General features: G+C 39.9%; 21 protein-coding genes and 2 pseudogenes. 10 read left to right on the top strand and 13 right to left on the bottom strand.

Annotated features, from left to right (window positions below):
• Nucleotides 1-93: 93 nt before the first annotated feature.
• Nucleotides 94-1101, bottom strand: coding sequence for an AraC family transcriptional regulator (locus AC5YD2_RS12555; RefSeq protein WP_496126660.1), 1008 nt, complete (start codon nt 1099-1101; stop codon nt 94-96).
• Between the two features lie 229 nt (nt 1102-1330).
• Here AC5YD2_RS12555 and infA point away from each other — a divergent pair, with 229 nt between their 5' ends.
• The gene (gene infA, locus AC5YD2_RS12550; protein WP_004692529.1) at nt 1331-1552 is read left to right on the top strand and encodes a translation initiation factor IF-1; all 222 of its coding nucleotides are present in this window, start codon (nt 1331-1333) and stop codon (nt 1550-1552) included.
• A 50-nt stretch (nt 1553-1602) separates the two neighbouring features.
• Here infA and AC5YD2_RS12545 read toward each other — a convergent pair.
• A pseudogene (locus AC5YD2_RS12545) lies at nt 1603-1946 on the bottom strand (lysozyme inhibitor LprI family protein).
• A 138-nt stretch (nt 1947-2084) separates the two neighbouring features.
• Here AC5YD2_RS12545 and AC5YD2_RS12540 point away from each other — a divergent pair.
• On the top strand, nt 2085-2585 hold the full coding sequence (locus AC5YD2_RS12540; RefSeq protein ID WP_496126659.1) for a hypothetical protein: 501 nt from the start codon (nt 2085-2087) through the stop codon (nt 2583-2585).
• 165 nt (nt 2586-2750) lie between these two features.
• Here the strand turns inward: AC5YD2_RS12540 and leuB are convergent, their stop codons facing one another.
• The 4 genes from leuB to leuC all read right to left on the bottom strand — a co-directional run bounded on the left by leuB (nt 2751) and on the right by leuC (nt 6735).
• Nucleotides 2751-3830 carry a 3-isopropylmalate dehydrogenase gene (gene leuB, locus AC5YD2_RS12535; protein ID WP_496126658.1) on the bottom strand — a complete coding sequence of 360 codons (1080 nt, stop codon included), beginning with the start codon at nt 3828-3830 and terminating at the stop codon, nt 2751-2753.
• A gap of 31 nt (nt 3831-3861) precedes the next feature.
• On the bottom strand, nt 3862-4437 hold the full coding sequence (locus AC5YD2_RS12530) for a hypothetical protein (protein ID WP_496126657.1): 576 nt from the start codon (nt 4435-4437) through the stop codon (nt 3862-3864).
• A gap of 94 nt (nt 4438-4531) precedes the next feature.
• On the bottom strand, nt 4532-5182 hold the full coding sequence (gene leuD, locus AC5YD2_RS12525; protein WP_496126656.1) for a 3-isopropylmalate dehydratase small subunit: 651 nt from the start codon (nt 5180-5182) through the stop codon (nt 4532-4534).
• Between the two features lie 104 nt (nt 5183-5286).
• Nucleotides 5287-6735: a 3-isopropylmalate dehydratase large subunit gene (gene leuC, locus AC5YD2_RS12520; RefSeq protein ID WP_496126655.1), complete on the bottom strand. Its 1449-nt coding sequence runs from the start codon at nt 6733-6735 to the stop codon at nt 5287-5289.
• 256 nt (nt 6736-6991) lie between these two features.
• On the opposite strand from leuC, the gene AC5YD2_RS12515 reads away from it, so the two are divergent.
• Together AC5YD2_RS12515 and AC5YD2_RS12510 are read left to right on the top strand one after the other, a co-directional pair.
• Complete coding sequence (locus tag AC5YD2_RS12515; protein WP_496126654.1) at nt 6992-7228, top strand: DUF2061 domain-containing protein; 237 nt, start codon at nt 6992-6994, stop codon at nt 7226-7228.
• Between the two features lie 370 nt (nt 7229-7598).
• Nucleotides 7599-8459 carry a LysR family transcriptional regulator gene (locus tag AC5YD2_RS12510; RefSeq protein WP_496126653.1) on the top strand — a complete coding sequence of 287 codons (861 nt, stop codon included), beginning with the start codon at nt 7599-7601 and terminating at the stop codon, nt 8457-8459.
• A gap of 145 nt (nt 8460-8604) precedes the next feature.
• On the opposite strand, the gene AC5YD2_RS12505 is transcribed toward AC5YD2_RS12510, so the two are convergent.
• The 4 genes from AC5YD2_RS12505 to AC5YD2_RS12490 all read right to left on the bottom strand — a co-directional run bounded on the left by AC5YD2_RS12505 (nt 8605) and on the right by AC5YD2_RS12490 (nt 12303).
• Nucleotides 8605-9117 (bottom strand): MaoC family dehydratase, encoded by a 513-nt coding sequence (locus AC5YD2_RS12505; protein ID WP_496126652.1) that lies wholly within the window; start codon nt 9115-9117, stop codon nt 8605-8607.
• Nucleotides 9118-9174: 57 nt separating this feature from the next.
• A complete protein-coding gene (locus AC5YD2_RS12500; RefSeq protein WP_496126651.1) occupies nt 9175-10566 on the bottom strand; it encodes a GntP family permease in 1392 nt (463 codons plus the stop codon).
• 318 nt (nt 10567-10884) lie between these two features.
• On the bottom strand, nt 10885-11376 hold the full coding sequence (locus tag AC5YD2_RS12495; RefSeq protein ID WP_496126650.1) for a DUF2628 domain-containing protein: 492 nt from the start codon (nt 11374-11376) through the stop codon (nt 10885-10887).
• Nucleotides 11377-11652: 276 nt separating this feature from the next.
• Entirely contained in the window at nt 11653-12303 is a 651-nt protein-coding gene (locus AC5YD2_RS12490; protein ID WP_496126649.1) for an HAD family hydrolase, read from the bottom strand.
• Nucleotides 12304-12488: 185 nt separating this feature from the next.
• Between AC5YD2_RS12490 and AC5YD2_RS12485 the strand changes: the two genes are divergently transcribed.
• The gene (locus tag AC5YD2_RS12485; protein WP_496126668.1) at nt 12489-12977 is read left to right on the top strand and encodes an RNA pyrophosphohydrolase; all 489 of its coding nucleotides are present in this window, start codon (nt 12489-12491) and stop codon (nt 12975-12977) included.
• 125 nt (nt 12978-13102) lie between these two features.
• On the top strand, nt 13103-15397 hold the full coding sequence (gene ptsP, locus AC5YD2_RS12480; RefSeq protein ID WP_496126648.1) for a phosphoenolpyruvate--protein phosphotransferase: 2295 nt from the start codon (nt 13103-13105) through the stop codon (nt 15395-15397).
• Nucleotides 15398-15460: 63 nt separating this feature from the next.
• On the opposite strand, the pseudogene AC5YD2_RS12475 reads toward ptsP, so the two are convergent.
• Together AC5YD2_RS12475 and AC5YD2_RS12470 are read right to left on the bottom strand one after the other, a co-directional pair.
• Nucleotides 15461-15631 (bottom strand): annotated as a pseudogene (locus AC5YD2_RS12475) (DUF7230 family protein); the annotation flags it as partial.
• 279 nt (nt 15632-15910) lie between these two features.
• Nucleotides 15911-16810: a LysR substrate-binding domain-containing protein gene (locus AC5YD2_RS12470; RefSeq protein ID WP_496126647.1), complete on the bottom strand. Its 900-nt coding sequence runs from the start codon at nt 16808-16810 to the stop codon at nt 15911-15913.
• Nucleotides 16811-16948: 138 nt separating this feature from the next.
• Here AC5YD2_RS12470 and AC5YD2_RS12465 point away from each other — a divergent pair, with 138 nt between their 5' ends.
• The 4 genes from AC5YD2_RS12465 (at nt 16949) to AC5YD2_RS12450 (ending at nt 20249) form a co-directional block, all read left to right on the top strand.
• Nucleotides 16949-17863: an NADP-dependent oxidoreductase gene (locus AC5YD2_RS12465; protein ID WP_496126646.1), complete on the top strand. Its 915-nt coding sequence runs from the start codon at nt 16949-16951 to the stop codon at nt 17861-17863.
• An 81-nt stretch (nt 17864-17944) separates the two neighbouring features.
• Entirely contained in the window at nt 17945-18859 is a 915-nt protein-coding gene (locus tag AC5YD2_RS12460; RefSeq protein WP_496126645.1) for an SMP-30/gluconolactonase/LRE family protein, read from the top strand.
• A gap of 14 nt (nt 18860-18873) precedes the next feature.
• A complete protein-coding gene (locus AC5YD2_RS12455) occupies nt 18874-19674 on the top strand; it encodes an SDR family NAD(P)-dependent oxidoreductase (protein WP_496126644.1) in 801 nt (266 codons plus the stop codon).
• 92 nt (nt 19675-19766) lie between these two features.
• Nucleotides 19767-20249 (top strand): hypothetical protein, encoded by a 483-nt coding sequence (locus tag AC5YD2_RS12450; RefSeq protein ID WP_496126642.1) that lies wholly within the window; start codon nt 19767-19769, stop codon nt 20247-20249.
• Nucleotides 20250-20431: 182 nt separating this feature from the next.
• Here the strand turns inward: AC5YD2_RS12450 and AC5YD2_RS12445 are convergent, their stop codons facing one another.
• Entirely contained in the window at nt 20432-22090 is a 1659-nt protein-coding gene (locus tag AC5YD2_RS12445; RefSeq protein ID WP_496126641.1) for an acyl-CoA dehydrogenase family protein, read from the bottom strand.
• Between the last annotated feature and the right edge of the window lie 561 nt (nt 22091-22651).

Raw genomic sequence — 22651 nt, 5'->3', positions numbered from 1 at the left:
GAAAATCAGCTGATTTAGATTTGAAAATTCCGATTTCTTTTTAATGTCTATCAATAAAAATCCCTCCATGTTTGGAGGGATTAAAACGATCAATTAGCGCTGCTTACGTTTTCGATATTCAACAGGCGTTTCATTGGTCCAACGCTTAAATGCACGGTAGAACGTACTTGGCTCAGAAAACCCTGTTAAATAAACAATACGTTCAACACTCTCGTTAGTGTTCGCCAAAAGCTTCTTCGCTAAACGACAACGATAATCGGATAAAATTTGCTGAAAACTGGTATTTGCCTCAGACAACTGCGTTCTTAAACGGCGTGGCGTAATATTGAGCTGTGCTGCCACCGTTTCTAAAGTCGTTTCACCACTTTCCAAGGTTGACCCAATCGCACGACGGACTTCACCCACCAAATCATAGCGTGCGAGTTCTTGAAGTTTTTCAATCGCCAGCTGTTCATGCAGTTGCAACAACTCAGGTTCGGCTTGCCAAAGCGGATAATCAAGAATAGAAGAATCAAAGTATAAACGTGTTTCTTTTTGACCTAAACTTACAGGACATTCATAAACGCGTAAGTATTCATCATCAGCTGCACCTTCTTGGAAATTAAAGTCGATATAAATCGGCTCAAAGCGACCCTCTGTAATAAATTTAAAGAATCTTAAAATTCCCGACAGCGCGCATTCAGAAAAATGTCGATTGACCAAACTGTCTGCCCAAGGCTGAACACCATTGGTCAAATAGCAACGATCATCATCAATCACCAATTTGGCATGAAATGCATCAGAGATTAAACGTTGGTAAGCCAAAGCACGTTTAAGCCCCTCACCAAAATTTTCAGATGAAATAAAAAGGTGCTCAATCACTTGTCCACGATACAGTGGCAAGTGTTCACCAAGATGTAAACCAATGTCTGGATCCTTGCTGACTTCTTCTGCCGCAACCCAAAAAGCATACTGTGCGCTCAATGGTGTACGTGCATTTTGATCAACTTGATTCAAGGCAACACCGGCTTTTGTTAATATTTCTTCGGTCGGCAATCCAGCACGACGAATCGCTTGATAGCCTAATCGCAAAACAACCGAAGCATCAGTTAGCTGACTCACGCAGTGCCCTTCCTTGTATGTTATTAATATTTACTTAAAACTTTTAATTTAGATTACAGTCGATTGACCAAACTGACAACACAGTTAAGCATATTTTTGTTTAATTATTTTATTTGTTTGTTCGCCTATTTTGACTACAGATACATTCACCAAACAGCGTTTAACCTTGTATTTTCCCATTTTTTTGACTATAATTTGCGCCTTTCCAATTTGATCTATCAGGTAGGCTATGGCCAATAAAGAGGAACTTATCGAGTTCGAAGGCGTTGTCACCGAAACGCTTCCTAATACTATGTTCCGTGTACGTTTAGAAAACGGTCACGAAGTAATTGCACACATTTCTGGTAAAATGCGTAAACACTATATTCGTATTTTGACTGGCGACAGTGTTAAAGTAGAAATGACTCCTTACGATTTATCTAAGGGTCGCATTACTTACCGTGCACGCTAAGTGTTAGTAAGCGAAAAGCCACGTTAAGTGGCTTTTTTTGTGGCTCTTTTTTATCGGTGTAAAGCTGATGTTTTACATCCAATGCTTGTCCACTCCCCTACACGTTCACCCAACCCATGATTCCGCTCTCGTGTTGTTGTTAAGCGACACCCGACATCTACGCCCGTAGAAGTTGTATATTCACTATCCCGTTCTCGAATCTAGCTGAATTGTGAAGTTTTCAGAATTGCTTTTTGATGACTGTTTAACTTTGTTCGTAACAGTTGATAATTTTATTTAGCTCGGCATCCGTACTTGCATATACTTTATTCGTACAGTAAATGTCATCGTAAGTATTACGTGCCTGATCACAATGATCCGCATAAGTGACACCTGACCAAACCACAGCCACCATCAAAAAAGTATTTTTTCATATTTTCTAATCACTGCTTATTATTCATTTTTATACGCGTCTTTGACGACTTTATGTATTATGACTAAACAGTAAAATGAAAAATGATCAATGTTATATCTAGAATAAATGACTCACGATGTGGAAACGATTCAAAAAGGACTGATCTATAACGATAATCGATGCAAAAAGGCATTTCCAATGAAGCTATACGTCAACCCTCCTAAAAAAGTACTTTTATATAGTTATAGTCGATTGGCTCTCATCATTTGCAGTGGTCTTATACTCAGTGCTTGTCAAATAACTCATCAGCAAAATAAACACAGTCTTGTGCTCTATCTCAATCAATATGTCGGGCAAGACATCAACCAGCTAAAACAAAATTTCAATCTTGATGCTTTCGACATTCAACTCAAACCCAACCCAATCATTACACCTGAACGAGCAATTTTCAGCTTTGATCGTATGCTGAGTCTTCCTATCCCTGCTGGAAATATGGTCATGGATAGCCGCTGCGTCATGATCACTGTACAGATTGCTTCAGCCGACAATAATTACAAGACCAAGCAACCCTGCAATCTCATTTTTGTGTTGAAAAATAATAGTGTGCAATCTGTATCAATGAAAGGTAAAGCTTGCTGAGGTACGCAGATCAAACGACTGTTCTTATAATGACTGTTCTTATTTAAAATGATTTTGAATGACATACTGATCTATGTTCAAAACAACTTAAATCATCTAGATGATTAAGCATAAAAAAACGCAGCCAAAGCTACGTTTTTTTAACTTTTCAAGAAATCTTTTGAATTAGTTCAATGCAGCAACAACAGCTTGACCCATTTCAATCGTACCCACCTTGTTCATGCCTTCTGACATGATATCTGCTGTACGTAAACCTTGGTCCAATACATTGCCTACTGCATCTTCAATTGCTTTTGCAGCCGCTTCTTCACGGAAGGTATAACGAAGCATCATTGCAACAGATAAAATTGTCGCTAATGGATTTGCAATATTTTGACCTGCGATATCAGGTGCAGAACCGTGACATGGTTCGTACATACCCTTACCATTTTCATCTAATGACGCCGATGGCAACATACCGATTGAACCTGTCAACATTGCAGCTTCATCAGACAAAATATCACCAAATAAGTTCGACGTTACAATCACATCAAACTGTTTCGGTGCACGCACCAACTGCATTGCCGCATTGTCGACATACATGTGTGATAAGTTGATTTCTGGATATTCAGCTTCTTTTAAAGCTGTGACAGTTTGTTTCCAAAGTTCAGTGACTTCCAGTACATTCGCTTTATCCACTGAACATACTTTACCACCGCGAAGTTGAGCCATTTCAAAGGCAACTTTAGCAATACGATTGATTTCAGACTCTGAATAGACGTCAGTGTTGAAACCTTGCTTTTCGCCATTTCCAAGTTCACGAATACCACGTGGCTGACCGAAATAAATACCACCCGTTAATTCACGAACGATGAGGATATCCAAACCAGATACAATTTCAGGCTTTAAGCTTGAAGCATCTGCCAATTGCGGATAAAGAATCGCAGGGCGCAAGTTCGCAAAAAGATTAAGTTCACTACGTAATTTCAATAAGCCACGTTCTGGGCGAATTGAGCGCTCAATGGTATCCCATTTTGGACCACCTACAGCGCCTAATAAAAGTGCATCGGCTTTTTGAGCTTGTTGAGATGTGATTTCTGGATAAGGTGAACCATGTGCATCAATCGCTGCTCCACCTAAAAGACCTTGTTCCCATGTTAAACCTAAATTGAATTTTTCATTCACACTTGTAAGAACCTGCTCAGCAGCTTTTACAATCTCTGGACCAATACCATCACCAGCTAAAATCAAAATATGTTTAGACATGAGTTATTCCATTTTTAATGTTAGTTCTAGACTAACGGGATTTAAAATTTTTCTTTTCTACAAACTCACCCAAACCATTGAGTACGTTATACGGTTTGCAGAAACGACGTATGGTTCGCTTTTCTTGCTTTAAATCAACACAAAGCGGTTCTGGTGCTGACATATTAAGCAAGCTTCCTCTCTCTCTGCTTCGCTCTCGAAACATATCAAGCGTATATTGAGTTTGTGCATTAAACCGATGAATCAAATGAAGTGTTTCCGCTTTATCTTTTGAAATCGGATAGAAACGAACGACAACCTCATGTTGACCAGCAGGGACTGAAAGATATAAAGCATTTGAATGATTTAAAGAATTGGCTTGTAGACGCACAATTCCTGCTTTCACTGCCTTGTTATCTAATCGTTGAGTTTTTGAATCGATCACAGGGGTTTGATTCAATCGCTCGAACTCACAGGCTGCTGTGCCAGAACAGTAAATTAAGGCATTTAACCTACTTTGCTCTGTTTCTTTCACGTGTTTAATACGTGCTGTATCAATACTTTGACAACCGACTAAAGTTGACGCAGTAAGTCCAACTACAGCTAAGTGTTTAAAAACTTTCGCCATGACGTGGGCCCAACCTCGCTCATTCTTGAAAATATTGAAATTATTTTCGAATGATATTAGCAAGAGTTAAGCCCTACGGCTAGGGCATAAACGATTAGCCACGAATCTCTTGAAAAACCCAAGGACGACTTGCTTTGGTTTTTTCTTCATAAGCGCGAATGTCATCGCCAGCTTGTAAAGTTAAACCGATATCATCTAAACCATTGAGTAAGCAATGCTTACGGAACGGATCAACTTCAAATTTAAAGCTTTCACCCGATGGTGTACGTACTTCTTGTGCTTCAAGGTCAATCGTAAGTTGATAACCTTCAGTCGCGAAACATTCTCTAAAGAGTTGATCAACAATCTCTTCAGATAAGATCACAGGCAACATGCCGTTTTTAAAGCTATTATTAAAGAAAATGTCCGCATAGCTTGGCGCAATCACGGTACGGAAACCGTATTCTTCCAATGCCCATGGCGCATGTTCACGGCTTGAACCACAACCAAAGTTTGCACGTGAAATTAAGATTGAAGCACCTTGGTAACGTGGTTGATTCAACGCAAAATCAGGGTTTTTAGGACGTTTAGAGTTATCTAAACCCAAATAACCTTCATCCAAATAACGTAATTCATCAAATAAGTTTTCGCCAAAACCTGTGCGCTTAATGGACTTCAAAAACTGTTTTGGAATGATTAAATCGGTATCAACATTGGCACGGTCTAATGGTGCAACGATACCTTGTTCAACGGTATATTTTTTCATTGTCTTTATTCCTAAAGAATATCATTACTTTAAATCTCCCCTAACCCCTCTTTATATGAGAGGGGAACTTCCCCCTTTTCTAAAAGGGGGACTGAGGGGGATTTTTAGAAACTGCGTACATCAACAAAGTGACCCGCAATTGCAGCTGCCGCCGCCATTGCTGGGCTGACCAAATGCGTACGACCGCCATTCCCCTGACGACCTTCGAAGTTACGGTTAGAGGTTGATGCACAATGCTCACCCGGTTGTAATTTGTCAGCATTCATTGCTAAACACATTGAACAACCCGGCTCACGCCATTCAAAACCTGCTTCAACTAAAATCTTATCTAAACCTTCAGCTTCTGCTTGCGCTTTGACTAAACCAGAACCCGGAACCACCATCGCTTGTTTGATGGTAGAAGCAACTTTCTTACCTTGGGCAATTTTTGCAGCTTCACGAATATCTTCAATACGAGAGTTTGTGCACGAACCAATAAATACACGATCTAATTGGATATCAGCCAAAGCCTGACCACCATTTAATCCCATATAGTGATATGCACGTGTCCAGTCATTACGTTGTACATCATCTTTGGCTTGATCTAATGTTGGTACTGCTTGAGAAACAGGAATCACCATCTCTGGCGATGTACCCCAAGAGACTTGTGGTTCAATCTCTTCACCTTGTAATACAACCACTGTATCAAAGTGTGCATCTTCATCAGAATGTAATGTATTCCAATATTCTACTGCGGCATCCCACTGCTCACCCTTAGGTGCATATGGACGACCTTTTACGTATTCAATGGTTTTTTCATCAACAGCAACCATTCCCACACGGGCACCGCCTTCGATTGCCATATTACAAACCGTCATGCGGCCTTCAATCGACATATCACGGAAGACTTGACCACCAAACTCAATCGCGTGACCTGTACCACCCGCAGTACCGATTTTACCGATAATCGCTAACACGACATCTTTAGGTGTTACGCCCTGACCTAATTTACCGTCAACACGCACCAACATGTTTTTCATTTTCTTTTGAACTAAGCATTGTGTTGCCAATACGTGTTCAACTTCTGATGTGCCGATCCCATGTGCCAAACAACCAAACGCACCATGCGTCGCCGTATGTGAGTCACCACATACAACAGTCATACCCGGCAACGTTAAACCTTGCTCAGGCCCAACCACGTGTGCGATCCCTTGACGAACATCGTTAATGTCAAACTGAACAACATTAAAAGTCTTACAGTTATCATCTAAAGTTTGCACTTGAATACGTGAGGTATCGTCTTCAATACCAGAGATGCCTTCAGAGCGCTCTTTTTTAGAAGTCGGTACGTTATGGTCTGGTGTAGCAACGTTGGCACTTAAACGCCAAGGTTTACGACCCGCCAATTGCAAGCCTTCGAACGCTTGTGGAGAGGTTACTTCATGTAATAAATGACGATCGATGTAAAGTAATGCTGAACCATCATCACGTTGTGTTACTAAGTGATCATCCCACAATTTGTCATACAAAGTTTTTGCTGTTTGTGTTTTTACTTTTTGGTTTTCGCCTGCCATGTCGATGTGCTCCACTGGACTGGGTAAATTCTGTCATTAAATTGATTATAACCACGAATTAACATAAATCTAATTTATCATTTTTATTAGTTTATAAACTTTTTGGAATGCTAACTTCCCAATAAATATTCTCTAAAAATCGAATGAAACCCAATCTAAAAAATCGATTATTGTATTCAAAATATACTTCTTTACATTAATAATGAGAATCATTACTATTTAATCAACAAGACATTTAGCTTTAAAGGAACATCACATGATTCACGTTCAAAAATTTGTTAACAACAATCAACGTATGTTTAAAAAGACCTTAAGCTATTACATTATGCATATGTTAGTCGCGATGTTAGTCGGGTATTTGGTGACAGGTAGTATTGCAATGGCTGTCGCTCTAAGCCTACTAGAACCGACGATTCAAGCTGTCGCTTTCTTTTTCCATGAAAAAGTTTGGGAACGTAAAGATTCAAAGCAGCGTGAGGAAGCCACTGTTTAAGATATACATGTCGATGTTCCTCTGGAACCACCCATATTGGGTGGTTTTTTTTATGGTCTTTATTTAACTCTGTCTTTTTTTCAATTCTTGTCTTTATTCAATTCCTGTCTTTATCCCACTCTTGTCTTTATACAACTGATGTGAGGTTTATGCGTGATGTTAAAAAATTGATTGCACCTCAACACCCTTACTCAAGTATGCAAAATTTTATTATTCAATGAATCAAATGATTCAAGTAAAGACATTCAAATTTGCACTCACATGATTAAACGTCCAGTTTTAAATCAATGGATACAACTTTTGCTTTGATTTATTCTTTAAATACCATAACAATACAATTATACATAAAAATTTTTTATAGGTATTTACAATGAATCTCGCTGCCTTTGAAGCATTTGTGAAAGTCATGGAAACAGGTTCGATTTCGATGGCAGCAGATCAATTGTTTATTACCCAACCCGCCGTCACCAAACGTATTCATAGCCTTGAAGATTATTTTGGCGTGAAATTGTTTGAATCTGCAGGTCGTGGAGTGCAAGCCACGCATGCGGCTCATTCATTATTACCTAAAGTCAAAAATTGGCTGAATGAGCTTGGTGATATTCATCATACTTTAAGCCATGATCAAACACAGATTAAGGGTAAATTGAAAGTGGGCACCAGTCATCATATTGGTCTGCATCATCTTCCTGAACATTTAAGAAACTATGTTCAACAGTATCCTGAAGTAACACTGGATGTTCATTTCGTTGATTCAGAACAAGCGCATGAGAAAGTCTTGGCGGGTGATTTGGAATTGGCTTTTTTAACCTTACCGCCAACTCTAGATGACCGTCTCAGTTATGTCCCTTTGTGGAATGATCCTTTGGTTTTTGTAGCCGCAGCATTTCATCCGCTTGCCTCTAAATCAAACTTAAGCCTTGAAGATTTAATTCAGTATCCGAGCTTATTACCTGCATCTCAAACGTATACATCTCAAATTACACTCGCAGAGTTTGAGAAAAAAGGACTAAAGCCTAAAATCACCATGAGTAATAACCCACTCGAATCAATTCGAATGTTGGCTTCTATCGGTCTCGGTTGGTCAGTATTGCCGCAAACCTTAGTGAGTCAAGATTTAGTTACACTCGATTTAGATCTAGAAATGAAACGTCAATTGGGGATGGTTTGGCATCCAGCACGTACCCAATCTAAAGCGGCGAAAGCACTGGTCGATTTAATGATTCATTAAGCTTTTAAAGTATCAAACATTTTGCCCAAACTGCCGTCTTTACGACGGCAGTTTTGATTTCTTAGATTTTCAGATCAATATTATTGTTTTAAGTCGTCAATTAACTTTGACTAAAATATAGAGCTAATGCTCCGTTGGTGATGGATTAAAGAGGAATGAAATCAATATGTGAAGGCTTTGGAATAGTTAAATGCTGTTGAACATTTGTTGTCGCTGCATCTAATGCCACCTGCCCTGCGTCTGTGGGGGTCGGTACATATAATTCTGCTTCGCCCTCAATCACCCGTTCGCCATTGATGTTGCAAATGGTATCAAAGTAAACCCGTTTCCGTTCAGTATCCACTTTGGTGACTGTCGCGATGAGATCAACGGTATCACCCACATACACCGGTTTTAAAAAACGCAAATTGTGATTGACATACATCGCACCAGGGCCAGGAAGATGCAAACCAAAGATTGGTGAGAAAAAACTGGCAGTTAAAAAACCGTGTGCAATTGGGCGTTTAAATTTGGTGTGTGCCGCATAAGTTTCATCATAGTGAATGGGGTTTTCATCACCACACAAGGCAATGAATTGAGCCACTTTTTCGGCATCTATCGTGCGGGTTAAGGTATGGGATAAACCGACATGGAAGTCATCTATGTGAGCCAATTTCATGTTGAGTCCTTTAAAATGGTAAAGGACGTTTTCCAAACGTCCTGTATATAACAACGATTAGAATGAGCCGAACAGTGTCCCTAAGGTAATGGCAACCGTTACTGATACCATTGGAATCAATACGGTACACATTGCCACATTGCCGTAAGACTGCTTATGTGTCATGCCACAAATAGACAACAAGGTGATGACCGCGCCTGAGTGAGGCAAGGTATCTAAACAGCCTGCTGCTAAGGCTGCAATACGGTGTAATAATTCAGGGCTAATGCCTGCAGCATTAGCCATAGCTAAGTAATCAGCACCCAACGTCGATAAAGCAATCGACATCCCGCCAGAAGAAGAACCGGTAATCCCCGCTAAAATATTCATGGCGATGGCTTCTGAAATCAATGGGTTACTTGAGACATTTAACACCATGTCACGAATGATAATAAAACCAGCCAAGGAAGCAATGACAGCGCCATACCCTACTTCAGAAGCGGTGTTGAAAATGGGTAACATTGAGCCCAAAGCCCCTTTGTTGACGGTTTCTTTAAGGTTGTTCCATTTGCCCAAGCGTAACAAAATCAAGCTTAAACATGCGACCACTAAGGCAATCACCAATGCCCACAAACCTGTTTGTTTGCTCGGATCTAATTTTGGATAAAGCTCTTCAAACGTACTAAAGTCCATGCCTGGAAAAATAATATAAGTGAACAAAGCATTTACACCTATTACCAACAGCAAGGGTAAAAATGCCAAGAATACGGGCATGTGACCTTGAGACGTCACGCCGTCTTCTAACTTTTCTCCTTCTTGGGTATCAATACCGTATCCTTCTCCATTTCTATGGGCTTTATTGGCGCGGCTTTGTAACCACATACAACCTAAACCAAACATGATCAAACCTGAAATGGTACCAATACCCGGAGCTGCAAATACATTGGTCCCAAAAAAAGGAATCGGAATCGCATTTTGGATCGAAGGTGAACCGGGTAAAGCGGTCATCGTGAAAGTAAATGAACCCAAAGCGATGGCACCAGGAATGAGGCGCTTTGGAATGTTCGCCGCTTGAAACATAGACTTGGCAATCGGGTAAATGGCAAATGCCACCACAAACAGTGATACCCCACCGTAAGTCAACACACCACATGCCAATACCACAGTCAAAATGGCACGTTGGTGTCCTAATTTGTTCATGATCGAGTTTGAGATGCTGGATGCAGCACCTGAATCAACCATGAGTTGTCCGAATAAGGCACCCAATAAAAAAATAGGAAAGAATTTTAAAATATAGCCGCCCAAAGCCGACATAAATGTTTCAGTGTACTGCGGCATCATGTATGCCATGTCACCAGACAGTAAAATGGCAACGGCCGCCATAATGGGGGCCAAAATCAGTACCGAAATCCCTCGATAGGCGAAAAACATCAGTAATGCCAATGAAATGATGATTGCTAAAGTGCCCATAACTTCTCCTTGTTTTTTATTTTGTCGTTATCCATAACGATTTTTTTAAACTTTGAATCATGCCCTCCTGATTGAGGTGGCATCGTCTTGATACAAAGGCAATGATACAAGTCAGTTTCACCTTAGCATATTGATTTTAAATTGAGCAATTGATTTTATTCGATTAATAACTAAACTTATCCACTTGATAATTTCTGGATGATGCCTAGATTGCCTTAATTGATCTGATGGCTAAGTCATATAATCAATTCTGTCATCTGATTAAGATCTTAAATAAAAAAACCTTCAATTTTGATGACTTTTTAATGACAGTTCAGATTAATTTGCCATAAATGCATAAGCGGTTAAGCTCACAATGATTAACAATGTAGTAGTGCCCGCCCAAATATTAGTACCCCCTTGTTTTTGCAACTCTCGTAAGACATTGGAACCATGTAAATGTACTTTTTTGATATCTGCGATTTTCTTTTCCGAAAACTGCTTATACATTCCATTTCCATACATTCCCAACATCGCAGGAATGATCAGTCCTGTTGAAGTGGTTTGAAATCCCCAATATTCGGATATGAAACCTATCAGAATAATTAATCCGATAAAGCCAAAACCCTCGGCATACATCTTTCTGTAAAACAGCCAAGCAAAACTAAAGAAAAATGCAGCCCAGTTAAAACCACCAATTGGCTTCTTAGGCGTGATCTTTTCGAAATTTTCTTTGTAATACTTCTGGTATTTTTCTCCAATGAACTTTGTCATTTCACGGTCGTAGTGATTCGATTTTGAAGCTGTATTTAGAGTTTGAGGATTAGACATAAAAAAACCAATTTAAATTCCAAGTATTTAATAATTCTTATAATTTGTTACACGACCCGAATCCTACTTAAGCAAATGAGATCATTCATCTTGAGACTTATCCATCATTTTTGAGCATAAACAAGTCTATGCTTTGGTCTGATAACACTAAAAACTAATCATAAAATTACATTTAGCTTATGATTTTAAAGAAAAATCCTTATCCGCGATTCGGGTTATATTTAGCGAAAATAAGTAGCAACCAAATGCTACTTATTTTTAGAATCTAAGAAACCATTAAATCGACCAATCCTGAATATCCCATCCTTGATCTTTCGCCAATGCTTCGAGTCGATCATCAGGATTCACTGCAATTGCATGGTCAGCATATTCCAATAAAAAACGATCATTAATTGAATCCGAATATGCCCAAGACTCCGTCGCATCCCGTCCTTCAAGCCACAGATCTAAACGAGTCAGTTTGCCTTGTTGATAACACGGCGTATTGATGACTTTACCCGTATATTTTCCATCGACCACTTCTGCATTGGTGGCAATAATTTCCGTAATACCAAATTCACGGAAAATCGGTGCAGTAATAAAATCTGAGGTTGCGGTAATTCCGACCAATTGATGCCCTGCATCAAGATGACGCTGAATGGCTTTAAAACCTTTAGGGCGCATTTGAGGTCGAATCACTTTTTTCATAAACAACTGATGTAACTCAGTTAAATATTCGTTGTCATGCTGGGTTAAAAATTCAAATACAAATTCGTTATACGCAATTGGATCTAACTGTCCAGCTTTATAGTCATCATAAAACTTGTCATTCATCGCACGGTGTCGAACTGGATCAACCAAGCCTTCATTGACTAAAAACTCGCCCCAAGAATGGTCAGAGTCGGTATTTAATAAGGTGTGATCTAAATCAAACAACGCCAATTTCATGAAAATACTCGTTCAAACTGAAATTTAAGAAAAAAAATGTAAATCTATCACCGCTAACCGATAGAAATTCGTTAAGATCATAGCAATTTTAAAACATTATTACTTTGAACTTTTCGAGTTGGGCATAGACAGTGGACGCCCCCGAAACCAAAGTCAACGAATTTAATAAATTTTTAGGTAGCCAAATGATCGACTCAGAAGGTTTCCGACCCAATGTCGGGATCATTTTGGCAAATGATATTGGTCAAGTTTTATGGGCAAAGCGCATTGGTCACAATGCATGGCAATTTCCTCAAGGAGGTATCCATTTTGGAGAAACTCCTGAACAGGCACTTTTCAGAGAACTCAGAGAAGAAGTCGGGTTATTACCAGAGCACGTTCAAATCATAGCGCAAACCGAAGGTTGGCTGCATTATCGTTTGCCACTTCGATACATCAGGTCTGACTCAGATCCTGTGTGTATTGGACAAAAGCAAAAATGGTTTTTACTCAAATTAGTAGCTTCAACGAATCATATTCGATTGAATCTCAACGACCCGCCAGAGTTTGATCAATGGCAATGGGTGAGTTATTGGTATCCGCTTGGTCAAGTGGTGAACTTCAAACGTGATGTTTACCGTCGAGCCATGCTAGAACTGTGTATGCAATTGCCACAGCCACATGTTGAAAGATAGATTCGGATCTGTAATCTTTCAAAACTGTGCTCGAGGTTAATCAGTGACTCAATTCAAATTGAGCGCTTTAAACTGTTATATTTTGAATAATTAGACACTTTAATCTATTAAAGGAGCACATCTTCATGTCGAACATGCAACTAGACTCTTTACGGCGCATTGTCCAAGAGATCAATGCATCCGTGAGTTTGCATGAATCTTTAGAAATTATGGTCAATCAGATTTCTAAAGCGATGCATGTTGATGTGTGCTCTATTTATTTACTTGATGAACGAAATCAACGTTTTGTGCTCATGGCAACCAAAGGCTTAAATCCTGATTCAGTCGGCAATGTTTCATTGCAACTGGGTGAAGGTTTAGTCGGATTGGTCGGTCAGCGTGAAGAAATTGTCAATATTGAAAATGCCTTCAAACATGAGCGATTTGCCTATTTCCCCGAAACAGGTGAAGAAATCTATAACTCATTCTTAGGCGTTCCAGTGATGTATCGCCGAAAAGTCATGGGTGTACTTGTGGTTCAAAACACTGAACCACAAGATTTTAGTGAAGCAGCGGAATCTTTCCTTGTAACACTGTGTGCTCAACTTTCAGGGGTGATTGCGCATGCCCATGCTGTTGGCAATATTGATGTATTTCGCAAACCGTCCAACTCTCCAACCTATAAAACTTTCCAAGGTTCATCAGGTGCAGGTGGTATAGCGCTCGGTCGCGCGTTGATCTTGTATCCGCCTGCGGATTTGGCTGCTGTTCCAGATCGTGAAGCTGAAGACATCAGTGAAGAACTCGAACTTCTAGATCAAGCTGTAGACTCGGTACGTGAAGAGATTCGTTCGCTCGATGAAAAGATGCAAGATTCTCTCATGTCAGAAGAGCGCGCGCTATTTAGCGTATTCCTTCGTATGTTGGATGAAAATGCACTCCCTGCCGAAATCAAAGATATCATCCGTGATGGTAACTGGGCTCAAGGTGCGGTCAAGCATGTGATTGATCGTCATATTGCCCTTTTTGCACAAATGGAAGATGACTACTTACGTGAACGTGTCGCGGATTTAAAGGATTTGGGGCGTCGTATTCTGGCTTCACTTCAAGAAGCAGACTCGAGTCATCGTGAATTGAGTGCCGACAGTATCTTGGTCGGTGAAGAAATCAGTACTGCTGCTTTAGTTGAGTTGCCTGTCGATAAGATCGCTGCGATTGTCACGACAGAAGGCGCTGCCAATTCGCACATGGTGATTGTAGCTCGTGCGCTCGGGATTCCCACTGTTGTTGGGGTGACCGAACTTCCTGTGAATTCGCTTGATGATGCTGAAATGATTGTCGATGCCTACCAAGGGCGTGTATTCGTCAATCCACCTCGACGACTACGTCAACGTTATAAAGAGATTCAAAAAGAAGAAGAACAAATCGCCAAAGATTTAAAACAATACGAAACCAAAGATGCCATTACACCCGACGGTGTTGCAGTCAAGTTGTATGTCAATACTGGTCTGATGATTGATGTAGTCCGTGGTGTACAACGCGGTGCGAAAGGTGTGGGTTTATATCGCTCAGAAATCCCATTCATGTTGCGTGACCGCTTCCCCGGTGAAGAAGAGCAACGTGCAATTTACCGCCAACAACTCAGTCACTTTGCCAATAAACCGGTGGTCATGCGCACCCTCGATATTGGCGCAGATAAAGACTTACCCTATTTCCAAATTGAAGAAGAAAACTCCGCATTGGGCTGGCGTGGTATTCGTTTTACCCTCGATCACCCTGAAATTTTCTCTGCGCAAATTCGTGCCATGCTTAAAGCCAGTATTGGACTAAACAATCTGCATATCTTGTTACCGATGGTGACCAGTGTCAGCGAAGTTGAAGAGGCTTTATATTTACTTGAGCGTGACTGGATTGCCGTTCAAGAAGAAGAACAAGTCAAAATTAATAAACCTAAAATCGGCATCATGGTTGAAGTACCGAGTGTGCTTTTACAGATTGGTGAATTTGCTGAATTGGTCGATTTCTTCTCTGTTGGATCAAACGATCTAATTCAGTATTTACTCGCAGTTGATCGTAATAACCCACGTGTATCTAGTGTCTATTCTCATTTCCATCCGTCTGTTCTACGTGTATTACAACGCTTGGTGCGGGAATGCCATAAATATGAAAAGCCGATTAGTATTTGCGGAGAAATGGCAGGTGATCCACTTTCAGCAATCTTACTGATGGCGATGGGCTTTAATACACTTTCAATGAGTTCGAGTAATATTCTGCGTGTAAGAAAAGCAATTTGTCATGTGCCAATGACCGATGCGGAAAAATTATTAGAAGAAGTGGTTCAGATGAACAATCCATTGATTGTGAAAAGCTGGATGGAATATTATTTCAAACATCACGGTTTAGCGGATATGGTGAAATCAAACCGTATGCTGAGCGGCTAATAATTTACGACTGAATAACTTAAAGCTTAGTAATTTAAAGCTGAATAAAGTTAAAGTGACAAACATTAAAAAAGGGAGATAATCATTCGAATATCTCCCTTTTTTGTGCTTGCTATACCCGCGTTTTGCATCTTTCTTACGGTCTACAAACACTTGGCTTTTATTGACTTCATGCATGTGTTTCGCCACAAAGTTGTGAATCACAACTTCTGGCAACGCTTTTTTCTTTGCCATTTCATTTCACCTTTTTGAATACACCCACTTATAGATGTGGATGATGATATTACGCCTATTTGTACAATTTACAAGCACCACTTTTCAAAAAACGAGTGTTTATTTGATATAGAAATTGTACTTTTCAAGGGAGAAACACGATCTAAAAATAGTATACATCCTTAAAAAGGATGAACAAGCAATGTGGTCTTAGATAACGGTGTGTTTACCATCTCTAAAATCTACTTTAAATCATCAATAACTTAATAGAATCAGGTTTGTTATAGAATCAGGTTTGTTTTAACGCAAATTCTCGGTTGCTTGTTTTAACCAATCTAAAAGATGTCTCACCGCAGGTCGCATGCCTCGTTGCCCTAAATGCACCGCATGAATCAAACTTTGAGCAGGCTCAGCCTCAACTTCGAGTTGTACCAACCGCCCTAATGCTAAGTCTTCATACACATAAACTTGTGGAATCACAGCAATCCCTAAGCCTTTCAAAATAGCTTCACGCATCATATCCATATCGTCCACAATGAGTTTAGGCTGAGTCTTATATTGCATGGTCTGACCAGTCACCTTATGAATCAATTGCCAATAGGCATATTCACCATTTGCCTTCCAAGCGATCACAGGAACTTGACTTAATATCTCATCTAAATTGCCATGAAGTTTATCTTTCCACTTTGGATGTGCAACAAGCAATAAATTCATTTTTGCTAATAATACAGGCACATAATCTAAAGGATAATCTAGATTTGTTCTGGCACGAATCACAAAATCTACATTTTCATTATGCACATCGACTGGACGGTTGGATGCCTCTATATGAATATTTACCTTAGGATACATTTCCATATAACGCAAAATTTCGTCACCGAGTAAATGGAAATGTAATAACGAAGGTGGAATAGCAATACGGACTAAACCATTTGGCTCATGTTGCAAATGTTCTACTGTCATTAAGGCATGATCGACTTGCGCAAAAATTTCTACACAGCGGTCATACAAAATTTGACCTTGCTCTGTTAAGCGGAAACTTCGGGTACTCCGCTCAATCAACCGAGAACAAAGAGCCTGTTCTAAATTATTGATGTGTCGACTTAAAGTCGCTCTGGACTGTCCTGTCTGACGATGTGCCGCTGAATATCCCCCTGCACTCACCACATCTCGAAATATTTTTAAGCTATTGAGATCCATCTTTTTAAACTCTTATCTGTATCGTTTTTGGAATAATGATGCTTATTTTTAACTCTTCTCATTCTATTTGTACAGACTACAATTCAAATATCCCTTGAAAATTTAAACACTCAATTATTCAATAAAGGATAAATCATAATGAAAAGTAAAATTCTAATCGCACGTCGTTATGGACAAGCTGATGTTTTAGAAATCGCTGAAACAAATCTCCCTCCTTTAGCAGCTGGCATGGCACGTATCCAAGTTAAAGCCGCAGGTATTAACCCAATTGATGCGCGTCGTATGACAGGCGAGTTTAAACATGCAGAAATGCCTCAAGCCTTTGGTACTGAATATGCAGGTGTCATCATCGATATAGACGGACAACAATCCCAATGGAAAGTTGGCGATGAAGTATTAGGTTCAGGTGGTGGTTTTACCCATGCCTCAGTGATTGACGTACCGGTTAGTTTTCTTGTTGCTAAGCCTAAAAATCTCGATTGGTCAACTGCTGGAACTTTGGCAGGTGTTGCACAGACTGCGATGACCATTTTAGATGAAATGGGTCCTGTTAAATCACTCCTTATTCACGGTGCTTCAGGTGGTGTAGGTTCAATTACGGTTCAATTGGCCAAAGAAAAAGGAATGAATGTTGTTGCAACCGCATCTGCCAAAAATCAGGATTATTTAAAAGAATTGGGTGCAACGCCTGTCTTTTACGGCGAAGGATTAGTTGAACGTTTAAAAGAAGTACACCCTGAGCCTTTTGATGCATCTATCGATTTGGCCGGAAATGAAGACGCGACTCAGGCCTCGTTAACCACAGTGAAGTCTGGTGGTTTCATGGGATCAACAGCAGGTCGAAAACTGTCTTCTTCCAAAATACAAGCCGTTTGGGTGAAGAAAAAACCGTCTAATTTAAAATACGTTGTTGATCGTGTTGCTGATGGTCGTTTTAGTTGGGTGGTGAGCCGTGAATACCCATTCAGCGAAGCTGCCAAAGCTTATGATGACATCCTGAATGGTCATACTCGTGGCAAAAGCGTTTTAGTTTTTGATCAAACTTCTGAATAAAAAATAAATCACATCACTGAGTACAAACTGTCAAAAATGTACTCAATCAACACATGAGAATAATAAACGCAGGAGAATAATATGGAATTCAAAGTATTTGCTGAGCATTTGGAATTTCCTGAAGGTCCAGTCGCTTTAGAAGATGGCTCTGTACTCGTGGTAGAACTCAAAAGCCAGCAATTGAAAAGACTCTATCCGAATGGTGAACAAAAAGTTATCGCAATTGTTCAAGGTGCACCCAATGGTGCAGCACTCGGCCCAGATAATACCGTGTATCTAGCCAACAATGGTGGCATGTCTTGGGAAGAACATGACGGTTTAATTGCTCCAGGACCACAACCTGAAAATTTCATTGGTGGACGTATCCAAATCGTTTCTGCTGAAGGCATCGTCAGCGACTTATATACACATTACGAAGATGGTCCGATTCTCGCCCCCAACGATTTAATTATGGATGGACAAGGTGGTTTTTATTTCACTGATCACGGTCAGCGCCGTGAACATGATATGGACTTAGGTGCACTCAGTTATGGTCGACTCGATGGAAGTTCAGTCAAACGTTTAGTCAGCCCTCTGTTTACCCCCAATGGTGTCGGTCTTTCACCTGATGGCAAACGTGTTTACATCGCAGAAACCATTACCGGACGTATTTGGTGGTGGGAAGTCAAAGGGACTGGTGAACTTAATCTTGAAAAAGGTGCTCAACTGTTGATTGGTCTAGGCGGTTTTACATTCTTCGATTCACTTGCAGTTGATGCTGAGGGCAATGTCAGTGTCGCAACAATGCCCAAAGGCGGCATTACCACCATCTCACCACAAGGTGAAGTGATTGATTTCTTCGAAGTGCCCCTCAAAGACCCCACTGTCACCAACATTTGTTTTGGTGGTTCTGACCTAACAACAGCCTATATCACAGCTTCAGCGACAGGTCGTTTGTATGAAGTTCAATGGCCAAGAAAAGGTTTAAAACTCCCATTCTCAAACAATTTAATTTAATCAGGACAATAAAAATGAATACTCAACAATTTGAAAATAAAATCGTATTGGTCACTGGCGCAAGTTCAGGTATTGGTAAAGCAGCGGCCTTAGAATACGCAAAACGTGGTGCAACGGTAATCGGTGTAGCACGCAATGAAAAAGCAGGTGCAGCACTTGAACAAGAAGCTCAAGCAGAACAACTTAAAGTTGATTTCTTCAAAGCGGATGTCAGTGATGAACAGGAAGTAGACGCATTACTTGCTTATATTGAAGAGAAATATGGTCGCTTAGATATTGCCTTTAACAATGCAGGCATCTCTGGCGTACATGCTCCGATTGTCAACGCAGAAAAGAAAGATTGGGATCATATTATCTCAGTCAATTTAACCAGTAACTTTTTACTCATGCGAGCTGAAGTACGTTTAATGCTGAAAAAAGGCAATCAAGGTTCTATTGTAAATACCTCATCCATTGGTGGATTAACAGGTGCTTCAAATCTTGCTGCATATGCTGCATCTAAATCAGGTTTAATCGGTCTTAGCAAAGTGGTTGCAATGGAATATGCCCGCTTAGGGATACGTGTCAACGTTGTCGTTCCAGGGTATACCATTACCCCGATGACCGATAAAACGGCAACCATTATCTCAAACTTTGAAGAGCACTCTCGTGAAGCAACTCCGATGCACCGTGGTGCTGAACCTCTAGAAGTTGCACATTTAGCATTATGGCTTAGCTCCGATGAAGCTTCATTCGTCACAGGTCAAGTTGTTGCAGCTGACGGCGGTTACCTACTCAATGGCATGCCACTGGCTGAAAAACCAACCGTCTCTTAATCCTTAACAATAAAACAGACTACAAGTCAAGGTTCAGCCCGATGTTTGGCTGAGCCTTATCTCCCCTCATCCTTAAAAAGAAGGAAAAACTCATGAGTAAAATAGAAAATACAATCTTCGCAGATCACTTTGTTTCAGGTCCTTATGAGCGTGTGTTTTTAACGCCAGGTCAAGAACAGCAATACATTCGTAACTACATTGATTACTTTAATGGTGAGATAGAATATATATTCCATTTGGAGGAATATCATAATTTGATGGTCGTCGGCTTAAGATCGAGTTTAGGCCACGTTTCACTGGTCGTAATTCAGCCTGAACAATTGGCAACTTTGCCTGATTTTATTCAGGAAACCAAAATCATGTTTGTGGTCGATGATATCGAAGCGGTTTACAGTAAAGCAGAGAAAAATAATATTCCTGTTTTACAAAAACGTACCCCTAATATTATGGGTGCTCAAGGACGTTTAGAATTAGCACCGGGTTATATCGTTGAGCTTGCTGAAGCAACCAATGAATCGTTATTTCACCCAGATTTATCGAGTCTCGGTTTAGGTGAAACACAACCTTTAAAATAAAAATATGTTTACTCATGAATATTTGTTTACTTATGAATACAAGCCCTAATCTCAACGCTCTTAAGTTTTCATTCATTGAGATTAGGACTTTTACATTTTAATTTTTTGATGTTAACGCTCATTACCATTCTATTTTCGATAAAATCAAAAATTCATTGCAGAACTCATCTGGAAATGTGTTTTCACATTGAATTCTTCAACACTCTATTTAAAATGCGATCTATCTCGATATGATCACTGTTAAGCATACCAACCACTTGACCATGAAAGGGTTGATAACGCGTTTGAATAAATGCATCTGAGACAAAATCAGGTGCATATTGCTTGAGTAAAACTGCCTGAGCTAAGACTACCAGACGTGAAACCAAACGACGTGCACTGAATTGCAACGCATCCCCACTCAGTGAACTAAACATTTTAAACAGTGATTGTAGCTCTTGCTGCAAAATCGGTTCTTGAGATGCGACATCAGCAAATGATCTGAATAAAACCTCTATAGATTCACGATCACGTTGAATCGCACGCAGCACATCCAAGCACATAACATTGCCAGACCCTTCCCAAATCGTGTTCACAGGTGCTTCTTTAAATATCCGTGCCATGATGCCATTGTCAACATAACCATTGCCGCCAAACACTTCCATCATTTCACCTGTCAGTTCCACTGTGCGTTTGCACACCCAAAACTTTGCAGCAGGGGTCATGATTCTTTTCCACGCCAAACACAATTCATCATCGTTTTCATAACAATGGGCTAGATGGAAACTTAGCTGAACAGCTGCCTCTGTCTCCAAAGCCAAGTCAGTTAAGACTGCTTGCATCAACGGCTGCTCAGCCAATACATGACCAAACGCTTTGCGCTGTCGCGTATAAGATAAACACTGGACCAATGCCTGTCTCAACATTGCACTTGAACCCACCACGCACGTGAGACGCGTATAATTTGCCATTTCGATAATGGTCGGAATTCCTCTGCCCGCTTCACCGATCATGATGCCCCAAGCATCTTTGAATTCAACTTCAGAACTAGAGTTACTTCGGTTACCCACCTTTTCTTTTAAACGCTGAATGTGAATATTATTTTTAGTACCATCTTCAAGCCAACGTGGCACAAAGAAACAGGCCAAACCATCTTGCTCTGTTGTTGCGACCACCAGATGTGCATCACACATCGGTGCAGAGAAAAACCATTTATGACCTGTGAGCAAATAAGCTTTCCCACGCCCCGACTCTGCAACAGGAACAGCGAGGGTTTCATTTGCACGAACATCTGAACCTCCTTGCTTTTCAGTCATCCCCATACCGATCCAAATCGATTTCTTCTGTGCAATCGGCAAATCCCTTTCGTCATATTCAGTTGAAAGTAATTTCGCGCCTAGCTTTTGCCAAAGTTCAGGTTCTTTTTGAATGAGTGGAATACTGCCGAGTGTCATCGAATTTGGACATAGATTTCCACATTCCACCTGACCACTGAGATAAAACTTAGCCGCCCAATCGACCCAACCTGTTTGCTGAGTAAAATTTAAAAATGGATGTGCATGCACGGCATATTTACGATTGAGCGCCATCCATTTGTGCCATGAAGGGTGAAACTCAATAAAATCTAGACGGCGACCACGTGCATCAAAGGTATGTAAGATCGGTGTATGTGTATTGGCTAAATCTGCGTGTAAATAAGATTCAGTTGTACCCACGGCATGCCCAAATTCAGACAAATGTGCTTCATTGCGACTGTTATAGCGTCGCATCATCTCGAGAAGAACTTGATCCGTTTCATAAAGATTGTAGCCTTGTCGCTCATCGACTTGATTGCTTATTTGGTGCGTTGTCCATGCGTTCATCTTCAGTTCTCTACATGTATTGTTGCTCTATTGGCAACTAGTATAAGAAAAAAATAAAGTTGCTGTATGCGGCTTTAGTGAATAATCAGTATGAAAAATATTCTCTTTAGTTTTATATCTGGGCTAGATGAAAGGATTTTCTAAACATGATTCTTGTTCTATTACAAAATCTAATTCTGATTCACAAATGATCTAGCATTTAATTCATGATTCAAAATTTTCTGAACTATTTTAAATGTTTAATGAATGATCGTTTTTCAATCAAAAACAACAACATTTCACATTTTAATCAAATAACAAATAAAGCATCACTTAAATTTTATACAAGCTCATCTCTCATATTCCATGTCTACAACCACTTGTTATTTGAAATATTTATTTTTTAATAATCATAAATCAAAAACTTGAGAGATCTATATTATCTCTAATGACAAACACTTAAAGCTATTTGTAAATTGATGATATAAGGATTAAAGTCAAAGCTTGGCTCTATATATTGATTGGCTCTGCACAATCAAACAATTGTAACAATGTCACTTTAAAATGAATTAACAAAACGGT

It is taken from the genome of Acinetobacter sp. CY73, from assembly GCF_059515865.1.
The sequence above is the reverse complement of the archived record's forward strand: the minus strand, read 5'-3'. Positions and strand labels throughout refer to the sequence as shown.

Coding starts and splice junctions, on each gene's coding strand:
- infA (WP_004692529.1), top strand. CDS start 1,331: ATGGCCAATAAAGAGGAACTTATCGAGTTCGAAGGCGTTGTCACCGAA.
- leuB (WP_496126658.1), bottom strand. CDS start 3,830: ATGTCTAAACATATTTTGATTTTAGCTGGTGATGGTATTGGTCCAGAG.
- AC5YD2_RS12530 (WP_496126657.1), bottom strand. CDS start 4,437: ATGGCGAAAGTTTTTAAACACTTAGCTGTAGTTGGACTTACTGCGTCA.
- leuD (WP_496126656.1), bottom strand. CDS start 5,182: ATGAAAAAATATACCGTTGAACAAGGTATCGTTGCACCATTAGACCGT.
- leuC (WP_496126655.1), bottom strand. CDS start 6,735: ATGGCAGGCGAAAACCAAAAAGTAAAAACACAAACAGCAAAAACTTTG.
- AC5YD2_RS12515 (WP_496126654.1), top strand. CDS start 6,992: ATGATTCACGTTCAAAAATTTGTTAACAACAATCAACGTATGTTTAAA.
- AC5YD2_RS12510 (WP_496126653.1), top strand. CDS start 7,599: ATGAATCTCGCTGCCTTTGAAGCATTTGTGAAAGTCATGGAAACAGGT.
- AC5YD2_RS12505 (WP_496126652.1), bottom strand. CDS start 9,117: ATGAAATTGGCTCACATAGATGACTTCCATGTCGGTTTATCCCATACC.
- AC5YD2_RS12500 (WP_496126651.1), bottom strand. CDS start 10,566: ATGGGCACTTTAGCAATCATCATTTCATTGGCATTACTGATGTTTTTC.
- AC5YD2_RS12495 (WP_496126650.1), bottom strand. CDS start 11,376: ATGTCTAATCCTCAAACTCTAAATACAGCTTCAAAATCGAATCACTAC.
- AC5YD2_RS12490 (WP_496126649.1), bottom strand. CDS start 12,303: ATGAAATTGGCGTTGTTTGATTTAGATCACACCTTATTAAATACCGAC.
- AC5YD2_RS12485 (WP_496126668.1), top strand. CDS start 12,489: ATGATCGACTCAGAAGGTTTCCGACCCAATGTCGGGATCATTTTGGCA.
- ptsP (WP_496126648.1), top strand. CDS start 13,103: ATGTCGAACATGCAACTAGACTCTTTACGGCGCATTGTCCAAGAGATC.
- AC5YD2_RS12470 (WP_496126647.1), bottom strand. CDS start 16,810: ATGGATCTCAATAGCTTAAAAATATTTCGAGATGTGGTGAGTGCAGGG.
- AC5YD2_RS12465 (WP_496126646.1), top strand. CDS start 16,949: ATGAAAAGTAAAATTCTAATCGCACGTCGTTATGGACAAGCTGATGTT.
- AC5YD2_RS12460 (WP_496126645.1), top strand. CDS start 17,945: ATGGAATTCAAAGTATTTGCTGAGCATTTGGAATTTCCTGAAGGTCCA.
- AC5YD2_RS12455 (WP_496126644.1), top strand. CDS start 18,874: ATGAATACTCAACAATTTGAAAATAAAATCGTATTGGTCACTGGCGCA.
- AC5YD2_RS12450 (WP_496126642.1), top strand. CDS start 19,767: ATGAGTAAAATAGAAAATACAATCTTCGCAGATCACTTTGTTTCAGGT.
- AC5YD2_RS12445 (WP_496126641.1), bottom strand. CDS start 22,090: ATGAACGCATGGACAACGCACCAAATAAGCAATCAAGTCGATGAGCGA.